Below are 18,452 nucleotides of genomic sequence, written 5' to 3' on the forward strand. Positions count from 1 at the left end.
TAAAAATGAATGTACTATTTAGGACTGACTCATCGCTAACAATTGGAACTGGTCATGTGATGAGATGTTTAACATTGGCAAATCAACTAAAAAAACAAGTTAATGCCAATGTTTCTTTTATATGCAGAGATCTTGAAGGCAATTTAATTAATTTTATTAAAGACAATGGTTTTCGCGTTTTAGTTCTCCCAAAAATTCAAATAAATAAGGCTGACCATCTTGCCATTTTTCAATGGTATGAAAAAAATTGGAAACAAGATGTATATGAAACTCAATTCTTGTTTAAAAAATATAATTTTTCAATAGATTTATTAGTTGTCGATCATTATGGATTGGATAGTAAATGGGAAAGCAAGATAAAGCCTTTTTCAAAAAAAATAATGGTGATCGATGATTTGGCAAATCGGAAGCATGTTTGTGATTTTCTCCTTGATCAAAACTGGTATTTAAATTATCAAGATAGATATAAAAATTTAGTTCCTCCTGAATGTAAACAATTATTAGGACCCAATTATGTGTTGTTAAGGGAAGAATTTATCGAAGCTTCTCGTCAGAAACGCATTCGTGATGGGAAAATTCATAACATCCTTGTTTTCTTTGGCGGAACAGATCCTACAAATGAAACGATCAAGACACTGAATGCATTGGCTTTATTAGAAAATAACATAAAAGTAAATGTTGTTGTAGGTTCATCTAATAGAAGAAAACATGAAATTCGAGAATATTGTGATCGATATCTCAACTTCTTTTTTCATTGTCAAGTGTCAAACATGGCAGAATTGATGAATGAAGCAGATTTAGCAATCGGAGCTGGCGGAACAACAACATGGGAGAGATGTTATTTAGGGCTTCCATCCATTACAATTATTGTAGCGGATAATCAAATAGAGTTAACGGATTCTGTTAGCAAGTTTGGTGCGACCATTAATCTTGGATGTAGTCATGAAGTTACGTCTGATCAAATATTTGAGGCTGTAAAGGATTTAATCGAGCATCCTAAAAAAGCTCAATTACTATCTGAACGTGCTTCTAAACTTGTCAATCACAAAATTGTAAATACTTATCCAGTTGTTAAGGTAATTATGGAGGAACTAAAATGAACTTATTAGAACGTACAAGACTAGAAGATATGAACTCCTCACATTTAGAAATGGTTTTAAATTGGCGAAATCAGGAACATATTCGATCAGTAATGTTTCATGATCGGGTTATTTCGCTAGAAGAACATAGAAAATGGTTTGACAGAGTTAAAAAAGACAAACGAACCATTGTAAAGATTTTTTACTTAGAAAATGTTCCAGTTGGGGTTGTGAATTTTACTAATATAGATTTGGAAAATGGCAAATGTTCTTGGGGATTTTATGTTGGTGATCAAAGTGCGCCAAAAGGTTCAGGAACTTTAATGGGATACTTAGCCTTAAATTTTGTATTTGAAGAGTTAAACATCCGTAAATTATGTGCCGAGATAATCAGCTTCAATGAAAGAAGCATTCGTTATCATCAGCGGTTAGGTTTTAGAACAGAAGGTGTTTTGAGAGAACACGTCCTTAAAAATAACCAATATGCAGATGTGATATTAATGGCTTTATTTAATAAAGAATGGAAAGAACAAAAAAGTAAAATAAAACATATGATTGAAGGAATGAGAGTATGAACGAAATTATTGTTGAAGGAAGAAAGATTGGACCAAATCATAAACCATTTATTATCGCAGAAATGTCTGGGAATCATAATCAATCCTTAGAACGTGCTTTAGCGATTGTTGAGGCAGCTTCCAAGGCTGGAGCACATGCGTTAAAGATTCAAACATATACAGCGGATACAATGACATTAAATTTGGAAAATCCGGAATTTAAAATTGAAGATAGCGATAGTTTATGGAAGGGACATACGTTATATCAGCTATACCAACAAGCCTATACTCCTTGGGAGTGGCACAAACCTATTTTTGATCGTGCTCGAGAATTAGGGATGATTCCTTTTAGCACCCCTTTCGATGAAACAGCAGTAGACTTTTTAGAAGAATTAGATGTACCGATGTATAAGATTGCATCATTTGAAAATACCGATATTCCACTCATTAAAAAAGTCGCTTCAACAGGGAAACCAATGATCATTTCAACAGGAATGGCAACGGTAGCCGAATTAGATGAAACGGTAAGAGCAGCGAGAGAAGCAGGTTGTAAGGATCTAGTTCTTTTAAAATGTACAAGCACCTATCCAGCTTCTCCTGAAAATACAAATATACTAACCATTCCGCACATGAGAGAATTATTTGACTGTCAAGTTGGTTTATCCGATCACACGATGGGAGTAGGGGTTGCAGTTGCCAGTGTTGCGTTAGGAGCAACAGTAATTGAAAAGCACTTTACCTTATCAAGAGCAGACGGTGGAGTGGATTCTGCTTTTTCAATGGAACCTAATGAATTGAAAACATTGGTAGTTGAAACTGAAAGAGCGTGGCAGGCATTAGGGGAAGTAAAATATGGACCAACGGAGAAAGAAAAGGCGTCGCTAAAATTTAGAAGATCGATTTATGTTGCAAAGGATATTAAAACTGGTGATATTTTCACAAAAGAAAACATTCGTGTTGTTAGACCAGGTTATGGGTTAGAACCAAAATATTATGAAGTGTTGCTGGGAAGAAAAGCAAATAAAGATATTAAGGCAGGTACGCCTCTTAATTGGAATGATCTTAAATGATTCTAGAAATTTATATAAATGGAAGAGATTCGAAAACTGGTATTTATATTGATTTTCAAGAATTTATTAAAGAAATTGACTTGGAGAGTATTGAAGATAGTGCCTATGAATTCAGTTTAGACTGGAATAAAAATATTTCTTCTAAATTTTTAACTTATAAAAATGTTAATTTGGCTCCTGTTAGCCAATTAAGTGTATATTTTTTTATAAAAGATTTATTTGTTTGTCAGTATCTTATTGACCATATTTATAGCCTCAATAGTGGTCTTATTAAAATTAAAATCCCTAAGGAAATTGGTCATCTTTTAAGAAATATACTGAGAGAAAAAAAGTACAAAAATGTTAAAGTAAAAAGAGTATTTACAAAAGATGATTTTTCATTTATTAACTTGACTAAGTTAAGTCAAAATTTCTTTAAAAAATTTCATTTAGATACATTTATAAAACACGTAGTTAACAGTTTATATTTAATGAAGTACATCCAATTTAAGAAAAAAAGCTACGTTGGTGATATTTTAATATATCCAGATGTAAATAATGATCCTACGAATTATACTCTAAAATTACTTTTCGATGAATTGAATAAAGATCCTGAAACTAATAACGTCAAGATTACGTGCACAGATAATAGGGTAATTAAAAAATTTTTTGAAAACATTGCAACACCATTAATTGTTTTTTTGAATTTCAGAGTTTTGTTTAAGTTTATCACCATATGTCCTAGCTTTATTGTTAAAAATTTGTTCTTAATAAAAAAATATAATAATTTTGAGTACAAAATAATTTACCGCTTTTTCAAAAAATTAATCCTTTGTTTCTATAGTACAAATTTCTTTGATTTATTATTAATTAAAGAAATGTTTTTAAAAACTAAACCCTCTATTATTTTATTGGGTACTGATTGTCATCGTATAACAAGGCTAATAACAATATTAGCGAAGGATGAAAATATTAAGACTATTGTTGTGCAACATGGGGCAACAAATGGGAAATTTGGATTCTCACCGCTTTTTGCTGATTATTTTATCGCTTGGGGGAATCTATCTAAAAATATTCTAACTACTTGGGGGGTTTCTGAGAATAAAATAATTACACTTGGTAATCCCAGATATGATATTTTTTTTAAAAAGTTAGAGAAAATAAGAAAAATGGAAAAAAATGAGTATATGACAATAGCTTTATCTGGCTGGAATATGGAAGAATCTAAGTACTTTTTAAAATTAATATATAATTGGTCAAAGACATTAAATAAACATGTTAAATTTTGCATTAAACCTCATCCATCTGAACCTAATTTAGAAGAGTTGCGTACTTTTATAGAGCGTAATTTAAAGGGTTTCATGCTGATTGATAAAAATATAGATGTGTTAACTTTAATTAAGTCGTCTCTTTGCCTTATAAGTTCACAGTCAACAGTCTGTATTGAAGCAATTTCGTTAGGTTGTCCTGTCATAGAAGTTGATTTACCATTTGTTAGAAAAATTATTCCATTTGATAAATTTGATTGTGTATATAATGTAGCTAGTGTTAATGATTTTAAAATAGCAGTAAATTCAATACTCGAGAAAGATGAAAATTTTAAAATAAAAGGAGAAAAAGCTCAGGAATTTCTCTATGAATATATTGGGGTGTTTGATGGTAAAAGTAGTATAAGAATAAAAGAATTTATTAAAGATTTATTAAAGAATGGTGAAAATAATGAAAGTAGAAAATAAACCATACTTACCTATAATTATATTAATAATATGTATATTCTGTTCCGTCTTTTCTATTTATATTTCAAATGCAATAGTGATTAATATTAACTTTTCTGGGATTGTCGGGTTTTCCTTGTTTTTTCTAATTATGATATTGATAATATTTAATTATAAAAACGATATATATTTGTATTATCTTTCGTTACTTTGTTTACCAGGAATATTTGATGATTTAATGCCACAAGTAAAAATAGGTTACGAATATGAAGCTGGATTTACTACATTTCCAATTTTTTCGCTATTCGATTTATTACTGATTATTCTGATCTATAAATATAAAAATAGAGAAATTAGGAAGAATATTATCTGGATATTAATAATAATGATTTTAATATTAGACGTAATAAATTTTACATTTTCCATTTTTAATTATAGAGGAGAATATCTAGGGGTACTGTTTAGAGGAACATTATTATTTGTTAGATTATCACTAATTTATATACTCTTGGTATCCATAAAAATAGATAAATATTATTTTATGAATTTGAGCGCTTATGTTAATATCAGTATTTTAATTTTATCTCTAGGATCGTTTTTCTTATCAATTGGTAAAGAGAGATTTGTTGGTGGGTACTATGGCATGAATATATTCGCTAATTTTTTAGTTATGTTGACACTTATTTCGTTCGGTTTCTTTCTTATATATAAAACAAAGTTAAATGTGTTTTACCTAATTACCACAATTATAGGATTAATAATAATTTTATTAACTCAAACTAGGATGGCGCTCTTATCATTATTATTTGGATTTCTACTCATGATTTTATTGTTAAATGTAAATTACAGAAAAAAATTGTCCTTGTTATTATTAGGCTCTCTCTCTTTGGTTATTATAAGTATATATCTGTTAAATACATCTCAATTTACAAGATTATTAGTTCTTATTAGTCCAATAGATTATTTACAAAATGTTGACCTTTCAACTAATACAACATTAGGCACTAGGCTTTTATTATGGGAAGCAACATTACAAATGGTCAAAGATAACTTATTTTTTGGTATCGGGGCTGGAATGTGGAATTTTGTAAGGTACGAATATGGTGTATCATTTCCAGTTTTACTAGATTCACATAATAGTTATTTAGGGATCATGTCGGAATATGGTATAATTATCTTTATTTTATATATGTTTTTTATAATACTTTGTATTTATAAATCTATACAAAATATCAAAAAAGAATCAGAAGTTCAAACAAAAAATGTCCAAAAAGTTTATTTAATAGCTGTTATATGTTGGCTTTTAACTGAATTAAGTAATGCAGGAATTTATAAAGTATCAATTCATATTTTTGTCTGGACTATTTTGCTATCTTTATATTTATTCAAACCAAATAGAGACATAGGTGAAAATATTGAAAAATAGAGTTTATAGCTTAATATTGAGGATTTTTTCGTTGTTTGCAAAATTTTTGATTGTTTTTTATCTTGCAAAATTTTTCAATTTAGAACAGGTAGGGATTTATAACTTATTCTATACAAGTATAAATGTGGGTATATTTTTGCTAGGGCTTGACTTTTATTGTTATAGTAACAGGAGATTGATTACTGATAAAAATAAAGAGTTTGAAACCCTTACTGATCAATTTATTTTTTATATTTTTATATTTATTATTTCAATACCTCTATTCTGGACATTATTTTTATTGAAAGTTATTCCCTACAAATTTATTTTTTATTTTTATTTAATACTATTATTTGAACATTTTTCTCAAGAACTTTATAGAATATTTATAATCCTAAAGAAAGTAACGGTTGCGAATATTATATTTTTTATTCGAAATGGTCTTTGGATATATATTGCTATAGTTTTATTTTCTGGTTTCCTTTCACCGAATTTAACAAATCTTTTTTTACTATGGTTATCATTTGTTATTATAAGTGTAATTTTAGGCTTTATAATGCTACATAATACAATTAAGTTTAAATATGAATATAAATTTTCTTTAAATAGGATAATTTATGGTATTAAAATATCTTTTCCTTTTTTTTTGTCAACGATTGCATTAAAAATATTAGAGTTTCTTGATAGATATTTGATTAAAGTTTTTCATGGGAATGAAGATGTCGGAATTTACACACTATACTATAGTATAACAAGTATAATAAATATTTTTGTATTTACTTCAGTTATTAGTTTTCTTTATCCGAAATTGATAATTGCTTATCAAAAAGGGTTAAAAAAATTATTTAGACGAATCTTAAAAAAATTACTATTTCAGACAACAATTTTTTCATTCTGTTCCATTATTTTAGTTTTAATTGGGTTATTATTAATGAACCATCTGTTAAAATTTGAATTATCAAATGTAATAATGTTAATGGTTGTTATCCAAATATTTAATTTTATATTGTTGAATATATCTTTAGTGTTTCATTATCAACTATATGCAACAAACAACGATCAGTTTATATTAAAAAGTACCATTTCAGCATCAGTCGTTTCAGTGATTTGTAACTTTATATTAATACCACAATATTCATATTTAGGAGCTAGTATATCTATGTTAATGGCTAACATTACATTATTAATTATAAGATTATATTATTCTAGAAGGGTTGTTTAAAAATGAATATTTTTATAATCGGTTCAAAAGGCATCCCTGCTAAATACGGTGGTTTTGAAACGTTTGTAGAATATTTAACGAAGAGAAAGGTAAGTGAGGACATCACTTACCATGTTTCATGTTTAGGGGAAAATAACAAAGAATTTTTTTATAACAATGTTAGATGTTTTAATATAAAAGTTCCTGATGTGGGAAGTGCAAAAGCGGTTCTTTATGATTTAATGAGTTTAAGAGAATGTATACGATATATTAGAGAAAAAAATCTAACTAACAGCATTGTTTATATTTTGGCTTGTCGAATTGGTCCATTTTTTGCTTTTTATAAGAAACAGCTAGAAAAAATGGAGGTAAAGGTGTTTGTAAATCCTGATGGTCATGAATGGAAACGAAGTAAATGGAATTATTTGATTAAACGATATTGGAAGTTTTCCGAGGGGTTAATGGTAAAACATGCAGATTTATTAGTGTGCGATTCGCGTGGAATTGAGTCATACATTCAAGATGAATATAGACACTATCGTCCTAAAACAACGTTTATTGCTTATGGAGCGGATGTGAAGGAATCTTCACTTGCGGATAATGATTCAAAACTTGTTGAATGGTATCGTCAGCATCAGGTAAAGCCGTTTGAATATTATTTAATTGTCGGTCGTTTTGTTCCTGAAAATAATTATGAATTAATGATTCGGGAATTTATGGCATCTAACACTAAAAAAGACTTAGTGATTATTTCAAATGTCGAACAAAATGCTTTTTATCAACAATTGCTTGAACGAACTAAATTTGATCGTGATCCTCGTATTAAATTTGTTGGAACTGTATATGACCAAGAGCTTTTAAAGAAAATTCGTGAACAAGCTTACGGATATTTACACGGTCATGAAGTTGGAGGCACAAATCCATCCCTTTTGGAAGCCTTAGCATCAACTAAAATCAATTTATTATTAGATGTTATTTTTAATAAAGAAGTTGGAGATGATGGGGCAGTATACTTTACAAAAGAAAAAGGGTCGTTAAGTGAGTTAATTAATACTACTGATCAATACGACCAAGGACAAATAGAATTATTAGGGACAAAAGCAAAAAATCGCATTATTAGCGAGTATTCCTGGGAGAAAATTGTTAGCGACTATGAACAATTATTCTTAAATAGCAATTAAGGGGCTGTTAATAATGAAAGGCATCATTTTAGCCGGCGGAAGCGGCACTCGCCTTTATCCTTTAACAAAAGCAGTATCTAAACAATTATTGCCTGTTTATGATAAGCCAATGATCTATTATCCGTTATCTGTTTTGATGTTGGCTGGTATTCGTGATATTTTAATTATTTCCACTCCTAATGATACTCCTAGGTTTGCAGAGCTATTAGGAGACGGTTCACATTTAGGAATCTCCTTATCTTACACTGTGCAGCCTTCTCCGGATGGTTTGGCACAGGCATTTATTATTGGTGAAGAGTTTATCGGTGATGATAATGTCGCACTTATTTTAGGAGACAATCTGTTCTATGGGCACGGTTTAACTCAGTTGTTGCAGAGAGCGGTTGAGCGTAAAACAGGTGCGACTATTTTTGGCTATTATGTCAATGACCCAGAACGTTTTGGAGTTGTTGAGTTCGATGAAAATGGAAAAGTCATTTCTATTGAAGAAAAACCAAAGAATCCTAAGTCTAATTATGCAGTAACAGGCTTGTATTTTTATGATAATCGTGTTGTTGAAATTGCGAAAAGTATTAAACCATCTGCACGAGGAGAATTAGAGATTACAGATGTGAATAAAAAATATTTGGAGCTTGGTGAGTTGCATGTTGAAATTTTGGGTCGCGGTTTTTCATGGTTAGACTCTGGTACTCATGAGTCACTTCTGGAAGCATCACAATTTATTGAAACTATTGAAAAACGTCAGAGTTTAAAGATTGCTTGTCTTGAAGAAATAGCTTATTTGAAAGGGTATATTGATAGAGAGCAATTATTAAAGCTAGCTGAGCCGTTAAAGAAAAATCAGTACGGTCAATATTTAATTGATATTGCAAACCAGAAAAGACGACCAATCTATTTATAAAATGATGGGGTGTTTATAATGAAAGTGACCGAGACTTCATTACCCGGTGTGTTGTTAATTGAACCAAAAGTGTTCGGCGACCATCGGGGTTTTTTTATGGAAAGCTATAATAAAAAGATTTTTTCGGAATATGGAATTGATTTTGATTTTATTCAAGATAATCATTCGTTGTCACAGCAAGCAGGGACGATACGCGGACTTCATTATCAGTTAAATCCTAAAGCGCAAACGAAATTAGTTCGCGTTACTCGAGGAGCGATTTACGATGTAGTTGTTGATATTCGTAAAGGTTCACCAACATTTGGAAAATGGCAAGGTTTTATATTAACTGAAGATAACAAAAGACAGCTACTTGTGCCTAAAGGTTTTGCCCATGGATTTTGTACATTAGTAGAAAATACAGAAGTACAATACAAAGTGGATGAATATTATGCACCCGAACAGGATCGCGGCATTCTTTGGAATGATCCGGTGTTAGGGATTGATTGGCCGACAGGGAATCCAATTTTATCTGATAAAGATACAAAACATCCATTATTAAAAAATGCCGAAATCAACTTTGAATGGGAGAGACAGTAATGAATCTTTTAGTTACAGGTGGAGCAGGTTTTATTGGAAGTAATTTTGTTCGTTATATGCTTGAGAAATATTCAAATTATAAAGTAGTCAATTATGATTTATTAACCTATGCTGGTAATCTTGAAAACTTAAAAGATGTTGAAAATCATCCTAACTATACTTTTGTAAAAGGTAATATTAATAACCGTGAGTTAGTAGATTATCTTGTGAAAACTCATGAAATTGATGTAATTATCAACTTTGCTGCTGAATCTCATGTCGACCGCAGTATTACAGATCCTGATATTTTCGTGAAAACAAATGTATTAGGCACGCAAGCGTTATTAGATGTGGCGAAAGCCAATAATATTAAAAAATATGTACAAATTTCAACAGATGAAGTGTACGGAACGCTTGGAGAAACGGGATATTTTACAGAACAAACACCATTAGCGCCAAATAGCCCTTATTCGGCAAGCAAAGCTGGCGGAGATTTGCTTGTAAGAGTGTATCATGAAACGTACGGTCTCAATGCGAACATTACGAGATGTTCCAATAACTATGGGCCGTATCACTTCCCTGAAAAACTCATTCCGTTAATGATCACGAACGCGTTGGAAGGAAAAGAGCTTCCGATTTACGGTGACGGCCAAAATATTCGCGACTGGCTGCATGTGAAAGACCATTGTGCGGCGATTGATTTAGTCATTCATAAAGGAAGACCGGGGGAAGTATACAATATCGGGGGTCATAATGAGCGAACAAATAATGAAATTGTTTATTTAATTGTTGAAAAGCTTGGTGTATCAAAAGATTTAATTAAATATGTTGCCGATCGTCCGGGACATGACCGCCGTTATGCGATTGATCCAACAAAGATTATGACAGAACTTGGTTGGAAGCCCCAATATACATTTGAAACAGGTATCCTTGAAACGATCCAATGGTATATTGACAACCAAGAATGGTGGAAAAATATTAAATCCGGTGAATATATGAATTACTATCAAAAACAGTATGGTGACAGATCATGAAAGTGTTGGTGACTGGTGCAAAAGGACAGCTTGGGACTGATCTAGTACTTTTGCTTTCAGACCGTGGTTATGAAGTTTATGGGTACGGGAAGGAAGAATTAGATATTACCAATTTTGATCAAGTTAAAAGAGTTATTCGTGAGATCCATCCAGATGTAGTTATTCATGCTGCTGCCTATACAAAAGTTGACCTAGCAGAATCTAAGCCAGATCAAGCATTTTTAATTAATTCATATGGGACGAGAAATGTTGCAGTCGTATCGGAAGCGGTGGGGGCTAAACTTGTCTATATAAGCACGGATTATGTCTTTGATGGAACAACTACTACACCTTATAATGAATTTGCTTCGACAAACCCACAAAATGTATATGGAAAAAGCAAATTGGCAGGTGAACAATTTGTCCGTGATTTGCACTCTAAATTTTTTATTGTTCGCACTTCTTGGGTGTTTGGAAAGCATGGAAATAACTTTGTTAAAACAATGCTAAAACTAGCTAAAGAACGGGATGAGTTAATGGTCGTTAATGATCAAGTCGGTTGTCCAACATATACGGTTGATCTAGCAAACTGCATATTAGACTTAATTCAAACTGAAAAATATGGGATTTACCATGTTTCAAATACAGGCCAATGTTCTTGGTATGAATTTGCGAAAGCTATTTTTGAAGAAGCAGGAGTAAATGTTAAAGTAAATCCATGTACAACAAAGGACTATCCTAGACCTGCTCCAAGACCGTCTTATTCGGTGTTCGATCATATGGCGTTAAGATTAAATGGATTTAATAATATGAGAGATTGGAAAAAGGCACTAATAGATTATTTTAAAAATTAAAAATATATAGAATGCGTTTCTTTAGAGCACTCTTATTAATTTCTAATGATGCGCATAAAAAGTAAGTGTCCATCTATACTTACTCAAAGAGTTAACCATTGTTCATGTTCTTGACAAGGGATGCCCTTTACAAGCAGAATTTTATTGCGGAAATCCATAAATTTTAAGCCATTTGGTCTTTGGTAATCGACCCTTATAAAGAGTCATTTTTCGTAAGCGTCAAATAATCCCCACCTACAAGTAGATGGGGATTAAGTTATGATTTAAGTCATTCTTTTTACGTTACTCAACGGACTAATGGGATCGTTGATGACCAAAATATCATTGAACCAAGGGATTTCAATCTTGGTGTCCATGTCTGGTAGTTTCCCAAAAAGATAGGCATTGGATTTAAGCCACTCTCTTTTACTGTCTCAATAATTCTGTAAATCGTTGTATTGCTTTGAGCGTCCCCCGTGTGGTGCTGGCAAATAACCAATTTTTGCAACTGATTACAAATGGCTTGATTGATCAGCAACTGTCTAAGTGAAATACTTAAAACGGATTATAAAACCGGCTTCCATCATGGAATGTGATGATTAAGGTGACAATGAACAGAATACTAAACAGAGCGATTGCAAAGTAGTCACTTTTTTGGAAAGGTCTTGCACTATACCATGTGCGTTTTTTGTTTTTGCCAAAGCCGCGCAGTTCCATTGCGTTGCTGATGGTGTCAATTTTGTTTAGGCTTGATAAAATGAGCGGTGCAAGGATGGAGGCAGCATTTTTGATCCGTTTAGGAAGTTTTTCTTTGCGGGACATGTCAAGGCCTCTAGCTTGTTGGGCGCGTGCTATATTCCGAAAATCCCGCTGTACGTCCGGTATATATCTTAATGCCAAAGAAACAGCATACGAAATTCGATAACTCACACCGATGCGATTGAGGGAAGCCGCGAATTCGCTCGGATGAGTCGTCACAATAAAAAGCAAAGCCGCTGGGATCACTGTGAAATATTTTAACGTAATATTCAATTGGTAAAAAAGTTGTTCCAATGTGACGTTATACCTTCCTGATATTTCAAATAACACATGGCTGGAGCCGTAAATTTTTACTCCTTCTTGCGGTGAAAAGACATAAATGGCAACATTGTTTATGAAAAGAAATACTAAAATAAATACAAGAACAAACAATATCTCTTCAAGTTTAATTTTTGAAATAATAAAAATGAGAATACTAATTAAAAATAAAAATAGTAGAATACGAGTGTCGTATGTCAGCATAGCTGCAGTCGACCATAAGATAAAGCATATTAGCTTTGTTACACCTGTCAACTGATGAACAGGAGATTTTCGGTCAATATAAGATAGCATCTCGGCTGCCAACCTGCCTTACCTCCCGATCATATTCTATGAAACGTTCCACAAACTTCCTCGGTTCTGGTATTCCTGTTTTTAATGCCAGATTATAAAGAGACGTTTCCTTTAAATTTGCCTGTTCGATGATGTCAATATCAGAAAGGACATTGACAGCTGAGTCATCGGCAATTTTCCTGCCTTCTGCAAATACAATCGCTCTTTCTGTATACTCCAGCATTAAATGCATATCATGAGTAATCATCATAATCGTGACGCCTTGCCGATTTAATTGAACAAGAAACTCCATAATGTCAGTATAATGGCGAAAATCTTGTCCGGCAGTTGGCTCGTCCAAAATAATGATTTCTGGTTCTAACACTAAAATGGAAGCAATCGTAACCCGCTTTTTTTGACCAAAGCTTAATGCTGAAATCGGCCAATTCCGAAATGGGTATAGCCCGCAAATTTTTAATGTATTGTCGACGCGTTCTTTTATTTCAGCTTCCGCTACTCCGCGAACCTTTAAGCCTAAGGCTACTTCGTCAAAAATCATATGCTTTGAAATCATATGATTTGGATTTTGCATGACCATGCCGATTTTTAACGAGCGTTCTTTAATCGTTTCGTTTGTTATATCCTTGCCGTTAAACAATATGCTCCCTGAAGAAGGCTTTTCAAATCCACAAATTAATTTTGTAATTGTAGATTTCCCTGCTCCATTTTTTCCAACAATGCTCACCATTTCCCCTTTGTTAATTGAAAAAGAAACATCCTTTATCGTTTCGTGACCTGGTGAATAGCTAAACGAAATATTTTTCAGCTCTAAAATTGGTTTTCCATCTTTACTTGGCGTTTTTGGATTTGAATCTTCAAACCATTCCAACAAGTTTTTTCGGCATAAATCCGCTTTAAACTGATTGAAATCAGCAGGATGCATATCCTCAGTTAGCTTGCAACAGGCATATTTGACCGCTTTAATATATAACGGCTCCCGTATATTCGTCTCTTCTAAAATGTTAGTTGTTAAAAGCTGGTCAGGGCTCATATCAGCTACTATTGAGCCGTCATTGACCACAATAATGCGATCGACATGGCGATATAAAACATCTTCTAAACGGTGTTCAATAATGACAACGGTTGTATTCGTTTCTTTTTGGATTTTGTCGATTAAAGCCATTGCATACTTTCCAGTAGCGGGGTCAAGGTTTGCGAGCGGTTCATCAAACAACAGGATATCCACTTTGTCAACCATTACTCAAGTTTGACAGAGTACACTAAAGAAAAGCCCGAAAATACTGGTGTTTTGGACTTTACCCACAACACGTACCACTACACTTGTTAGTGGCACGTGTTTTTTTCTAATACTCTAGGAGGCGCTTGTGTGACAAGTGCTTCAAATGCTAGATTTGCTTGACCTTGTAATTCTGTGCGAACGATTTGCTCTTCACCATTCACGCGTATTTTCGAGGTCTTCATCTGGCTTACATCATGCAAAATATCCTTTACACTTGTTTGGCATCCTATTTCTTTTAGCTTATAGGCCAAAAAGGATTCCATGACAAGCGCAAGGAAACAAACCATGATATGGCCTCGAATACGAGATTCCACTCGATGGTACATCGGGCGAAGTTCTAGATTCGACTTCAGGTTACGAAAGGCTTGTTCCACTCTCCACAACTCTTTATAGGCAAGTGCTGCCTCTTCATCCGTTAATGACGAGTTGGTCCGAATGGCGTACTTTCCGTCAAACTTTTCGTCATTGGATACCTTCTCTTCATCAATTTTGGCCGATGCTTTTTCTATCGTTAAAAACTTGGAATACGCACGGTTTTTGACGAGTCCAGATGGACCGAGTTCATCAAGCTTCGATTGAAGGTTTTCTAACACGACTTGACGACTCGCTCGATCACGTTCTTCAGCGTCCGGATTGTAACAGAGTACATACGTTTCGCCATCGATTTTCTTTGACTTCACTTTTAGATTCGGGAGAACCTTCTTATATGGCCCACGGATGGATAATAGCTCTTGGGCTTTCTTCGACTTTCGTAATTTGACACCCACAATATATTCCATGCCCAGTTCACGAATTTGATCTAAGTTGGCTTCACTAACCATTCCGCGGTCTCCCACTAGAATGACTTTCTGAATAGGATAGCGCTTCTTCAGATCTCCAACCACCATGCCAAATGTCTTCGTATCATGCATGTTTCCAGGGAAGACTTGATGCCCAATCGGAATCCCTGTTTTGGTCATTAATAAGCCAATCACGACTTGTTTTCGATCTCCACGATGATCTTTGGAGTAACCATAGTGAGCCAGCAGTTCGTCTGCTTCCTCTCCTTCGAAATAGGTGCTTGTCGTGTCGTAAAACACGATATCTACTTCTAATGAGGTTAAATCGGTTAAATGTCCATAAAGTTGTTCCTCAATTTTTTCTTTTTGTTCACTTAAGAAGTCTAATGCACGATAGTAGTGATGGAGTTGAATGTCTGAAAGACCTTCTGCATAAATCGTGTCGATCCATTGTTTGAAGATATAATGCTTACTATTGGGATCCATGAGACGGTTTAACACCATGGCAAAAATGGCTTCGTCATACTGAGAAGCAGCCTCGGAATCATCCATGATTTTACGTAATAGCCGACCAAGCCCTAACTTTTCCCATACCTTTCGGAACAGATAAACCGGCCCAAACTCTTTTGTCCAAAGCACGGAGACAGAAGAGGAAGAGCCTTGCCCGTGAATTCGGTCAAAGTAACGCTCTGAAAATTTGGCTAATCCCTCGATTATGTTATCGACAGAGCCATTCTCTAATAAATGTTCTAACCTCCCTAGATTACAAAGCGTTTGTTGCCGAACTTTATTGTCTACGCGAAATGTACGACATATTTGTAGATATTGACGAACAGAACCATTTTTATTTTTTTGCTTATTAATTCGAATATACATAGCACTAATAGTATAACATATATTACATATTATTGGATATACAAAAGTTATCCACATAACACTACACAATGATTATATTTTCGATAAAAAAAGTGGATAACTATTGGTATAATCACCTTTAGTTATCCACATGTAGTGAAATGGTGTCAAACTTGAGCATTACACCAGCGAGGGAAACCCTCTGCTTTTGCCCGCCTGACAAATGATGGACAGAGGCAGGCAAATAATCATCCATTTCGACCATTTTGGAAGCATCTTTTACGATCTCGAACATTTCCTTTTGCGGAGTGCAATCATTCTCCAGTGCAAAAGCTATGTCTTCACCAACAGTTAATCCTATAAACTGGCCATCAGGATCCTGTAAAACAGTACCAACCATTTTTGATAAAGCAAAAATATCTAACTCCTTTGTTTCCTGACCCATTACTTTTAAACTTCCGGTCATTTCTCCTTTATAAGAGAAGGGGATTAGACCATTGATGCAGTGGCCAATGGTGCTCTTCCCAGATCCTGAAGGCCCAACGATTAAAACTTTTTCCCCTTCGTAAATGTTTAAATGAATATTTTTTAATGTTGGATTTTTTTGGCTATAATACTTAAAGCTAAAATTATGAAATTCAATCACTCGTTTTCTCATTCGTAAAAGCTCCTGTAAGTAAATATGTTGTCAAAACTCACAATGTGCTTTTATTCTTTATCAAGACTTCCTTTTTGACTGCGTGTTTTTGCATAGAGTAAAAGAAGAAGTGTTCCAATGACGGCAACTGTTACCATATTGGAAATTCCAACAACTAATCCTTGCAGGAAGACTTTATTTGCTGGCTCAGCATAAATCAGTATATCAAGAGAAGGTGCGACAAGGAACCAGCCGATTGCTTGAACAATCACCTGAACAATATTAAATGTAATAATTTTTTTAGTGCCGAATTCACCAGATTCGATATCGATGCTTTTGGAAGCCAGACCAATTAAAAATCCGACAAGCAAGCTGACAACAACCCAACTCCACCAAATAGATCCATAAAATATTAAGTCTTTTAACGCATGACCGATAAGTCCGATTAAACCGCCTGCGACTGGCCCAAAAATAATTGACATAAGTGCTAAAAATGCATAAGTTGTTTCAATATTGGAATTTGGTATCCCTGTTGGAATGGACGCAAATCTTCCCAGAATAACAAAGACAGCTGCTCCAATTCCAATTGCTACGATTGTTTTGATCGATAGATTGTTTTCTTTCATGAAATTCCTCTCCTTTTTTTATTTTTATGATTATATTGAATTTCCATTATATACGAAATTCGGTACTTTGCAGATAGTGATTTTCCATTTGGCACCTGCTTCAATATGGTAGGCCTTCGCAAATGATCCTTGATTGATTGCCACACCGATTTTGTCGAGCGAATTGACGTAAAGCAAAGGCTCGCCCAAATGACTATCCGCAAATGATCTGCCAAACGTCATAATATTTTTATATACTTGTCTTGTTTCATTTTCAATCGTTACTTCAAAAGAATCTCCGTAATCTACGTCTAACTTCTGAAACAAGCTGCGATCAATATTGGTCCATAAGTTTCCAAAGCGGACATCAAGTATATCAATATTCCCTTTAATCGCACCATTTTGAATATAGGCTTCTAAAACCGGCAGTTCAATTAGCGAATCGATTGGAATTTCCGGCCCCACCTGTTCAAACGTAATCACTTCGGATGCAAGCCGTGCGCCGGTATAAGCGTAAATATCACGTCCATGGAAGGTATAAGAATGCCCGGAATTTGGCAGCCGGTTTACCTTTTCATCGATCAGCCTTGCTTCTTCGATCCCAATATACTTCTTTATATGTGTGATCGTTCCATTGTCGGGTGTCACAATATATTGGTTTGATTTTGTCTTCACAACAATGCTTCTCCGTTCTGAACCGACACCCGGATCAACAACAGAAATAAATACCGTCTCCTTTGGCCAATACGATATCGTTTGGTACAGCCTATAAGACGCTTCCCAAATATTATATTGGGGAATATCGTGGGTCAAATCAAAAATCCTCAGGCTGGGATTAACATTCAAAGCGACTCCATACATTGCACTGACAGCTCCATCGCTTAATCCAAAATCAGTTTGAATAACTAAAAAACGATTCATAAATTTTCCCCCATACATTGTTGTTTTATAAAAAAAACCACGTCTTTATCTATATAGATAAGGACGTGGTTTTGCTCACGTGGTACCACCTTACTTCACTGTTTGCTCGCACAAAACAGCCTCTGCCAGTACTACGGGCTTAATCCCTTCATACTGTGGTATTTGTAACGAGTACCAAACTCGGCGGAACCTACTTGTACCTTCGTGCTTTGTTGGGATAAAACACGAAAATAATACTTTCAGCACGCAACTCAGAGGCCATTGTTCGGGTTCGTATTTTTGCTTCTTCTCAGCTACCGAAGCTCTCTGTGAAAAATAACTGAACCTTACTTTTCCTCTTCATAGTTATTGTAAGAAAATTATTAACAATTTTTTAATTAATTATAATCACCGCCGCGAACATGTCAAGCGTTGGAATACGAAAAGTATGGAATGTGGCGGGGATTTGGTGCGGAGTGCTGGATATTAGGCTTGATGTGGAACTTTTTTAGGTCTGATGTGGAAAAGATTTAGGTC

General features: G+C 33.9%; 15 protein-coding genes, 2 pseudogenes and 1 other annotated feature. Of the genes and pseudogenes, 11 read left to right on the forward strand and 6 right to left on the reverse strand.

Features of this window, described 5'->3' with window-relative positions:
* The first annotated feature begins 5 nt into the window (after positions 1-5).
* From pseG to rfbD, 11 genes are read left to right on the forward strand one after another with little or no spacing between them, the layout of a single operon-like run.
* The gene (pseG, locus tag ACVIJU_RS03190; protein WP_339193557.1) at positions 6-1,100 is read left to right on the forward strand and encodes a UDP-2,4-diacetamido-2,4,6-trideoxy-beta-L-altropyranose hydrolase; all 1,095 of its coding nucleotides are present in this window, start codon (positions 6-8) and stop codon (positions 1,098-1,100) included.
* Entirely contained in the window at positions 1,097-1,654 is a 558-nt protein-coding gene (gene pseH, locus ACVIJU_RS03195) for a UDP-4-amino-4,6-dideoxy-N-acetyl-beta-L-altrosamine N-acetyltransferase (protein ID WP_063388977.1), read from the forward strand. Before pseG ends, pseH begins: the two co-directional genes overlap by 4 nt.
* A complete protein-coding gene (pseI, locus tag ACVIJU_RS03200) occupies positions 1,651-2,703 on the forward strand; it encodes a pseudaminic acid synthase (protein WP_456687229.1) in 1,053 nt (350 codons plus the stop codon). The genes pseH and pseI overlap by 4 nt, the downstream gene beginning before the upstream one ends.
* Complete coding sequence (locus tag ACVIJU_RS03205; RefSeq protein WP_456687230.1) at positions 2,700-4,418, forward strand: glycosyltransferase; 1,719 nt, start codon at positions 2,700-2,702, stop codon at positions 4,416-4,418. Before pseI ends, ACVIJU_RS03205 begins: the two co-directional genes overlap by 4 nt.
* The gene (locus ACVIJU_RS03210) at positions 4,402-5,823 is read left to right on the forward strand and encodes an O-antigen ligase family protein (RefSeq protein ID WP_456687231.1); all 1,422 of its coding nucleotides are present in this window, start codon (positions 4,402-4,404) and stop codon (positions 5,821-5,823) included. The genes ACVIJU_RS03205 and ACVIJU_RS03210 overlap by 17 nt, the downstream gene beginning before the upstream one ends.
* 31 nt (positions 5,824-5,854) lie before the next feature.
* A complete protein-coding gene (locus ACVIJU_RS03215; RefSeq protein ID WP_235600484.1) occupies positions 5,855-7,024 on the forward strand; it encodes an oligosaccharide flippase family protein in 1,170 nt (389 codons plus the stop codon).
* Positions 7,025-7,026: 2 nt separating this feature from the next.
* The gene (cps2T, locus tag ACVIJU_RS03220; RefSeq protein ID WP_063388972.1) at positions 7,027-8,184 is read left to right on the forward strand and encodes a beta 1-4 rhamnosyltransferase Cps2T; all 1,158 of its coding nucleotides are present in this window, start codon (positions 7,027-7,029) and stop codon (positions 8,182-8,184) included.
* 13 nt (positions 8,185-8,197) lie between these two features.
* Positions 8,198-9,085 (forward strand): glucose-1-phosphate thymidylyltransferase RfbA, encoded by an 888-nt coding sequence (gene rfbA / locus ACVIJU_RS03225; protein ID WP_456687232.1) that lies wholly within the window; start codon positions 8,198-8,200, stop codon positions 9,083-9,085.
* Positions 9,086-9,103: 18 nt separating this feature from the next.
* On the forward strand, positions 9,104-9,664 hold the full coding sequence (gene rfbC / locus ACVIJU_RS03230) for a dTDP-4-dehydrorhamnose 3,5-epimerase (RefSeq protein ID WP_063388970.1): 561 nt from the start codon (positions 9,104-9,106) through the stop codon (positions 9,662-9,664).
* Positions 9,664-10,677 (forward strand): dTDP-glucose 4,6-dehydratase, encoded by a 1,014-nt coding sequence (rfbB, locus tag ACVIJU_RS03235; RefSeq protein WP_063388969.1) that lies wholly within the window; start codon positions 9,664-9,666, stop codon positions 10,675-10,677. The genes rfbC and rfbB overlap by 1 nt, the downstream gene beginning before the upstream one ends.
* Complete coding sequence (gene rfbD, locus ACVIJU_RS03240) at positions 10,674-11,510, forward strand: dTDP-4-dehydrorhamnose reductase (RefSeq protein ID WP_456687233.1); 837 nt, start codon at positions 10,674-10,676, stop codon at positions 11,508-11,510. Before rfbB ends, rfbD begins: the two co-directional genes overlap by 4 nt.
* A 534-nt stretch (positions 11,511-12,044) precedes the next feature.
* Here rfbD and ACVIJU_RS03245 read toward each other — a convergent pair.
* The 6 genes and pseudogenes from ACVIJU_RS03245 to ACVIJU_RS03270 form a co-directional block, all read right to left on the reverse strand.
* On the reverse strand, positions 12,045-12,872 hold the full coding sequence (locus tag ACVIJU_RS03245) for an energy-coupling factor transporter transmembrane component T family protein (protein WP_066249377.1): 828 nt from the start codon (positions 12,870-12,872) through the stop codon (positions 12,045-12,047).
* A pseudogene (locus ACVIJU_RS03250) lies at positions 12,844-14,100 on the reverse strand (ABC transporter ATP-binding protein); the annotation flags it as partial. The pseudogene ACVIJU_RS03250 and the gene ACVIJU_RS03245, both read right to left, overlap by 29 nt.
* An 83-nt stretch (positions 14,101-14,183) precedes the next feature.
* Positions 14,184-15,794, reverse strand: coding sequence for an IS1634 family transposase (locus tag ACVIJU_RS03255; RefSeq protein WP_456687234.1), 1,611 nt, complete (start codon positions 15,792-15,794; stop codon positions 14,184-14,186).
* Between the two features lie 154 nt (positions 15,795-15,948).
* Positions 15,949-16,431 (reverse strand): annotated as a pseudogene (locus ACVIJU_RS03260) (ABC transporter ATP-binding protein); the annotation flags it as partial.
* 50 nt (positions 16,432-16,481) lie between these two features.
* Complete coding sequence (locus tag ACVIJU_RS03265) at positions 16,482-17,036, reverse strand: ECF-type riboflavin transporter substrate-binding protein (protein ID WP_144597802.1); 555 nt, start codon at positions 17,034-17,036, stop codon at positions 16,482-16,484.
* Positions 17,037-17,066: 30 nt separating this feature from the next.
* A complete protein-coding gene (locus ACVIJU_RS03270; protein ID WP_094244298.1) occupies positions 17,067-17,936 on the reverse strand; it encodes an SAM hydrolase/SAM-dependent halogenase family protein in 870 nt (289 codons plus the stop codon).
* Positions 17,937-17,992: 56 nt separating this feature from the next.
* Positions 17,993-18,288, reverse strand: a binding site (T-box leader).
* Positions 18,289-18,452: the final 164 nt, after the last annotated feature.

The sequence above is a fragment of the Aeribacillus sp. SP014 genome (assembly GCF_054055575.1).